The sequence below is a fragment of the Pseudoalteromonas sp. Z1A2 genome (assembly GCF_011378755.1).
Taxonomy (GTDB): Bacteria; Pseudomonadota; Gammaproteobacteria; order Enterobacterales; family Alteromonadaceae; genus Pseudoalteromonas; species Pseudoalteromonas distincta.
In genome coordinates this window covers 137818-144098 of the sequence record NZ_WTKX01000008.1, presented here as the reverse complement: position 1 = coordinate 144098, position 6281 = coordinate 137818, and the positions used below count along the sequence as shown (strand labels likewise).

Sequence of the window (6281 nt, the reverse complement as noted above, 5' to 3'; positions counted from 1 at the left end):
TGAAGCAACTGACTTGTAATCAGTAGTCTGTATAAGTTATCCGTTCGACTCGGTTAGTCGGCACCATTTATTTTAGGTAACTTGAAGCAGCTGACTTGTAATCAGTAGTCTGTATAAGTTATCCGTTCGACTTCGTTAGTCGGCACCATTTATTTAAAAGCCTCGCTTATAGCGGGGCTTTTTTGTTTTTGTATAGTTAATCTCTTAAACACATTACAAAAAGTTAATTTTAGTATTAAAAATTGCTGATCATTTACTCATTTTTACCGTATAACTGGCTATTATGTTAATTCATCGCTAGCTATGTAATGTTATGTAAAGTAAGTTGAGCAAAATTTGCCAAAGTGCTTGAATTACGTTCATAAATAGCAGTAATTTAGGTTTAATTATGATTTGGCAATGCAAGCCAACCCTACTGGCAATTAGTGTGATGCTGCTCAGCGGCTGTGCGAGTGATTTAAACTCGTCTCAGCGCATGCAAGTCCCTAATAATATGCCTCAGCAATGGCAGCAAGAAGCATCAAGCTCAGTATTAAAAATACAAGAGCAATGGCTTACACAATTACAAAATCCTACGCTTAATAAATTTGTACAACAAGCACTTAAAAATAACCAACAGCTTTTGCAAACGAGTTATGATGTTGAAATTCAAAAGCAGCAACTTATAGTCTCGGGTGCTGCACTTTGGCCAAGCCTCGATTTATCAACACGTACAAGCCGTAGTAAAGACAACCGCCCTGTAAGTTACGACAACGCAAGCTCAGCTAGTTTAAACTTAACTTACGAGGTTGATTTATGGGGTAAGCTCTCTGACGCCAAGCGCGAAGCTAATCTTAACTATTTAGCTCAGCAGGCACGGTTTGAGCAAGCTAAACAGCAACTTGTTGCTGATGTGGTAACAGGTTGGTTTGATGTGGTTACGGCGCAGCAATTACTGGATTTATTTAAACGTCGCGAAGCCAACTCACAACAAAATCTCGATATTATTGAAGCTGGCTATCGCCAAGGCATAAACGAAGCGCTCGATGTGTATTTAGCGCGTAATGAGCTTAATAATGAACGCTCTCGCATTGCCACTCAAAAAGCGAGTTTATCGGCATCAGCACGTGTACTTGAGCGTTTACTTGGTGAATACCCAAAAGGCGCTATTACTGCTAGTAGTGACTTACCTGTTATTAATACCGATATTCCTCTAGGATTACCTTCTGAGCTTATAACGCGAAAACCTACTCTACGTGCAAGTTGGTATGAGCTTTTAGCAGCCGATGCATCATTGGCATATGCGCACAAACAACGCTTTCCAAGTTTAGATTTAACTGCTTCATTAAGTGATAGTACAGACAGAGTAAGCGACTTGTTTTCTCCATCAAGCCTTGCATGGTCTTTGTTAGGTAGTATTTCAGCGCCACTTTTTGAAGGTGGGCGCTTAAAAGCCAACGAAGAAATAGCGCGTCTTAATACTCAAAAGCAAGAGCTGCTTTATTTACAAACGCTTTATGACGCATTTGGTGATGTTGAAAATGCAATTTCGCAGCAGCAGTCCCTCAAAGCTCAATATACAAGCACGTTAGAGGCACAAGAAAACGCACTTGCTGCAGAGCAATTGTCGTTTGAGCAGTATCAAAGTGGCTTGGTAACTTACACGACAGTGCTTGATGCCCAAGACCGTTCTTTTGACGCGCAAAGCTCCTTAATCGATATTAAAAACCAATTAATAGCCAATAGAATTAACCTACACATTGCCCTTGGTGGTGATTTTGCAAAGCCCTCAAGTGAACTAAAGAGCAATAACGATGAAAACTAAAACAGCAAAAATTATTATTCCAGCGGTGGTTATTGTTGCCACAATTTTAATTGTTATGTTTATTAAGGGGAATCCACCAGAGGCTAAACGCTTTGGGACACCTCCGAAGGCATCAATAAGTGTGGCTGCGCTTGAGCTAAAACCACAAAATTATCAAGTTATGATAGACAGCTACGGTACGGTAAAACCACGTACACAAAGTTTGTTAGTGGCTCAGGCATCTGGGCAAATAATTGAAGTAAGTGATGACTTTAGAGAAGGCGGTTTTTTTGAAAAAGGCGATGTACTTTTAAAACTAGACGACAGAGATCATCAGGCTGAAGTTAAATCTGCTCAAGCCAATTTATTAACCGCAGAGCAAGGTTTGCTAGAAGAGAAGGCGCGTGGGCAACAAGCCATTACCGATTGGAAGCGCCTTGGCGGCTCAAATCAGGCAAGCAGCTTAGTACTACGTGAGCCACAACTAGCAGCCGCTGAAGCTGAGGTTTTATCGGCTCAGGCAGCACTTGAAAAAGCGATGCTTGATTTAGAGCGCACTAAAGTAACGGCGCCATATGCGGGGCGTATACTTAGCCGCAGTGTTGATTTAGGGCAAGTTGTTACTAACAACACACAGTTAGCAACCATTTACGCAATCGATAGCGTTGAGATTCGCTTACCAATTAAAAATAAAGATCTCCCATTTGTAAATTTACCAGAGCAGTATCGCGATGGTGCTAAAAACCAAGCGGGTTCAATTGTTAAATTTACTTCTGACTTAGTAGGTGAGCAAACGTGGCAAGGTCAATTAGCACGCACAGAAGGTGCTATAGATGAAGGCGCACAGCAGCTTTATGTAGTTGCTAAAATTAATGACCCGTATAAAGCAACAGCAAATAACCAGTACCCAATAAAAATTGGGCAGTATATAAAAGCGCAAATTACCGGCAGAACAGTATCTAACGCACTTATAATTCCTAACAGTACAATTTATCAAGGAACGTACGTTTACATTGTTGAAGGTGGCGTACTTAAGCGCAAAGACATCACACTAGCTTGGCAAAATGCGACTCAGGCGATGATAAAAACCGGTTTAAACGCAAATGATAAGCTTGTTATTACTCCACTTGGTCAAGTAAGTTCAGGAACTCAAGTAAGTATTTTAGGTGAACAAAGCGCAGATCAACCTAAAAGCCGTGGAGCGAATGGGCAAGGTAAAGGAAAGCGCCCGACTCCAGAGCAGCTTGAACAAAAAGCAAAAGAGCTTGGTATTAGTGTTGAAGAGTTAAAAAAACGCCGTCCAGCAAAGCAAGGAGATAAGCCATGATAGCTTGGTTTGCCAAAAACCATGTTGCAGCTAACTTATTGCTAGTAACACTGCTGCTGTCGGGGCTTTTTAGTTTATCGACTAAAATACCGCTTGAAGTATTCCCTTCATTCGAAACCGACATGATAAGCGTGAACGTAAGTTTGCGCGGTTCAACACCAGAGGATGTAGAGCAAGGCGTAACAATTCGTATAGAAGAAGCCGTACAAGATTTAGAGGGCATAAAGCAAATATTTAGCCGCTCTTCTGAAGGCTCAGGCTCTGTAACAATTGAAGTTGAAACGGGCTACGACCCGCGTGAGCTTTTAGCCGATATTAAAAGTCGTGTAGATGCAATTAACACCTTTCCAGCCGATGCTGAAAAGCCAATAGTCGCGCTTGCGGAACGAATTCGCGAAGTTATCGCGGTTACCGTATCAAGTGATTACGGCGAAAAAGAAACCCGTGAATACGCAGAAACAGTACGCGATCAAATTCTACGTTTACCAAATGTGACGCAGGTAGAGCTAAGTGGTGTTCGTGATTATGAAATTGCCATTGAAGTAAGCCAAGACGTTCTTCGCCAGTACGATTTAAGTTTGGCACAAATATCGAGTGCCATTGCTAATTCAAGCTCTGATATTTCTGCTGGTAACTTAAAAACTGAAGGTGGGGACGTACTTATAAGCTCTAAAGGGCAAGCATATCGTAAAGATGAATTTGCCAATATTGTTGTTAAAAACCAAGCTGACGGCACTATTATTCGTTTAGGCGATATTGCAATAATTAAAGACGATTTTGAAGAAACCCCAGTACGTACTCGCTTTAATGGTAAGCAGGCTGCATTTATCGACGTATATCGAATTGGTCCGCAAAGTGCGATTACTGTTGCTGACGAAGTTAAAAATTACATAAAAGAGCAACAAAGCTCCCTTCCACAAGGATTTGAACTAAGTTACTGGGATGATGATTCGGAGCTGGTTAAAAGTCGAATTGCCACACTAACGACCAATGCCCTACAAGGCGGTATTTTAGTACTTGCTTTGCTTACTTTGTTTTTACGACCTGCAATTGCATTTTGGGTATTTATTGGTATTCCGGTTTCGTTTATGGGCGCGTTTATAGCGATGCCTATATTTGGCGTAACCCTTAATATTATGAGCTTATTTGGCTTTATATTAGTACTTGGGATTGTTGTTGATGACGCCATAGTTACTGGCGAAAATGTCTATACCCATTTAAAAACAGCTAAGTCGGGCGAGCAAGCTGCAATTTTAGGTACTCAAGAAGTCGCAACACCAGTAACATTTGGTGTATTAACTACCGTTGCCGCCTTTTTACCTTTGGCCTTTATTGAAGGGGCGCGCGGTGCTTTGTTTGCACAAATACCGGTAGTGGTTATTCCGGTATTATTGTTTTCATTGATTGAATCTAAATTTGTACTACCCGCACATTTAAAATATATAAAACTACGCCACGAAAAAGGCGAACCTTCAAAGTTTGATGTTATTCAACAGCGTTTTGCAGATGGATTTGAAAACGCGATTTTAAAATATTACCAACCCACTTTAAATTTAGCACTGCGCCATAAATTGGCTTCGGTAAGTTTGTTTGTTGGTGTGTTTATAATAATTTTAACCATGATCACTAGTGGTTGGACTAAGTTTGTATTTTTCCCGCGTATACCAAGCGAAACAGTCCGCGTTAACTTAACACTACCAACAGGTACGCCGTTTGAAGTCACTAATAAATACGTAATTGATATGTCGCAAAAGGCGCAGCAATTACAAGAAAAATACCGCGACCCAGATACAGGTGAAAGCGTTATTTTAAATATATTAGCCACAACAGGCGGGCGCGGTGGTGTATCTAATTCAGGTTCTGTACGCTTTGAAATAACACCGGCTGAAAAGCGTGAATCAGACATAGGATCAAGAGAGCTTGCCAGCGAATGGCGCGATTTAATTGGTGTCATTCCAGGCGCTGAAAGCTTAACGTTTAGAGCTGAAATTGGCCGAAGTTCTGACCCAATTGATGTTCAGCTTAGCGGGACTTCGTTGACTATTTTACAAGACGTGGCTGATCACATTAAAACCCGTTTATCGACCTACCCAACGGTATTTGATATTGCCGATAGCATGTCTGATGGTAAAGAAGAGTTACAAATAGAGCTTACGCAGCAAGGCTTAGCGCTGGGCTTAAATAGAGTTAATGTTGCAGGTCAAGTGCGTAACTCGTTCTTTGGCTCGCAAGTCCAACGTATTCAGCGCGGCCGTGATGATGTACGTGTAATGGTTCGCTTGCCTATAGACGAGCGCCGCTCAGTTGCCGATTTACAAAATATACTCATCAATACACCTACTGGTGGTTCGGTGCCGTTATCGCATGTTGCAACCCTTACCGCAGGGCAAAGCCCGTCAACTATTAACCGAATAGACCGCTACCGTACTTTAAATGTTACAGCGGATATCGAAAAAAATAACACCAACATGACCATACTTCAGGCTGACCTAACGGAGTATTTAGATGAGTTAATGCAGCAATATCCTGGAGTAGATTACAAACTAGAAGGTGAGGCTAAAGAGCAGCGAGAGTCGTTTGGCTCATTGGCTTGGGCACTTGTGTTTGTATTTTTCATAATTTATGCGCTATTAGCGATACCGCTTAAGTCTTACTTACAGCCAATTATAGTAATGAGTGTAATTCCATTTGGCATGATAGGTGCTGTAGTCGGGCATTGGATTATGGGCATGGATTTAACCATTATGAGCTTGCTTGGTATGCTAGCCCTAACTGGGGTGGTAGTAAATGACTCCCTTGTACTAGTCGATTTTATCAATAAAAAGCGCAGTGAAGACGGCAAATTACTAGATGCAGTTAAACTTGCCGGTGCATCGCGTTTTCGCCCTGTAATGCTAACAAGTTTAACGACCTTTATTGGCTTAATGCCGTTATTATTTGAAAAAGCGACTCAGGCGCAGTTTTTAATACCTATGGCGGTAAGTTTAGGGTTTGGGATTATTTTTGCGACCTTTATTACTTTATTGTTAGTGCCAATAAACTACATGATGATGGAGCGCTTTCAAGGTTGGTTTAAGTAAATAAGCGTAAGCATTTAAAATTTAGCTGTAAGTAAGAAATTGCTTGCAGCTTTTTTTTGCCAAAAATTATAAAAATAATGTACGAAGGTAT

General features: G+C 41.1%; 3 protein-coding genes. All 3 read left to right on the top strand.

All coding sequences use genetic code 11. The annotated features are described in order from the left end of the window. Positions 1 to 388: 388 nt before the first annotated feature. From GQR47_RS08165 to GQR47_RS08155, 3 genes are read left to right on the top strand one after another with little or no spacing between them, the layout of a single operon-like run. Positions 389 to 1804, top strand: a complete 1416-nt coding sequence (locus GQR47_RS08165) for a TolC family protein (RefSeq protein WP_024594906.1) — start codon at positions 389 to 391, stop codon at positions 1802 to 1804. Next, entirely contained in the window at positions 1794 to 3110 is a 1317-nt protein-coding gene (locus tag GQR47_RS08160) for an efflux RND transporter periplasmic adaptor subunit (protein ID WP_149603183.1), read from the top strand. The genes GQR47_RS08165 and GQR47_RS08160 overlap by 11 nt, the downstream gene beginning before the upstream one ends. Then, the gene (locus GQR47_RS08155) at positions 3107 to 6190 is read left to right on the top strand and encodes an efflux RND transporter permease subunit (RefSeq protein ID WP_154903638.1); all 3084 of its coding nucleotides are present in this window, start codon (positions 3107 to 3109) and stop codon (positions 6188 to 6190) included. Before GQR47_RS08160 ends, GQR47_RS08155 begins: the two co-directional genes overlap by 4 nt. Positions 6191 to 6281: the final 91 nt, after the last annotated feature.